Genomic DNA, 567 nt, shown 5'->3' with positions numbered 1-567 from the left:
GATTTGCTGCTTATCCGCAGCGCCGGTGCGTATGGCTCAAGCATGGCGAGCAACTACAACACGCGCAACCGCGCGGCGGAAGTATTGGTTAACGGCAACGAATGTAAACTTATCCGCCAACGTGAGACCGTCGAGCAGCAAATGGCCAACGAATTGGCTTGTTTGTAAGGTTTGATTGTTTAAAAGGCCGTCTGAAAGCTTGATTGACTTTCAGACGGCCTTTGTAATGAAAGAAAAGGGCATGTATCAAACACGCCCTTTTTCAGTTTATCAATAATGCGGCGGAATCTCGTCGCGCAGGCTGTACGGTTCGCGTTCGCCGTTTGCGCCTTTGTCCTGCATCCGTTGATACAGAAGCCGCAACTGGCCTTGTTGCAAATCCAAAGCCTGCTGCATCTTGGCGATGGTGTCGTTCAGGCTGCCGATTAAATCTTCCTGCAAGGCCGTCTGAATTTCCAGCTCGGTGACGCGGTGTTCCAATTCCTGAATATTGCTCATATTACAGCACCATCGCGGCAATCCAGCCTGCAACCATCAGCGGGATATTGTAGTGGATAAAGGTTGGGA

The 567-nt window shown here is 50.6% G+C and carries 1 protein-coding gene and 2 pseudogenes; 1 reads left to right on the top strand and 2 read right to left on the bottom strand.

Translation table 11 applies throughout. The features are described 5' to 3' along the window. Window positions 1-168, top strand: a pseudogene (locus ACTHUM_RS18070) (diaminopimelate decarboxylase); the annotation flags it as partial. 102 nt (window positions 169-270) lie between these two features. Here ACTHUM_RS18070 and ACTHUM_RS18065 read toward each other — a convergent pair. Further along, window positions 271-498 (bottom strand): SlyX family protein, encoded by a 228-nt coding sequence (locus ACTHUM_RS18065; RefSeq protein ID WP_070814707.1) that lies wholly within the window; start codon window positions 496-498, stop codon window positions 271-273. A 1-nt stretch (window position 499) separates the two neighbouring features. After that, window positions 500-567, bottom strand: a pseudogene (locus tag ACTHUM_RS18060) (Na+/H+ antiporter NhaC family protein); the annotation flags it as partial.

This window comes from Neisseria sp. P0021.S006, assembly GCF_051956895.1.
Note: the sequence above shows the minus strand (reverse complement) of the source record. Positions and strands in the feature narration are given on the sequence as shown.

Excerpts from the sequence above, each read along its gene's own strand:
- ACTHUM_RS18065 (WP_070814707.1), bottom strand. The coding sequence starts at position 498 with ATGAGCAATATTCAGGAATTGGAACACCGCGTCACCGAGCTGGAAATT.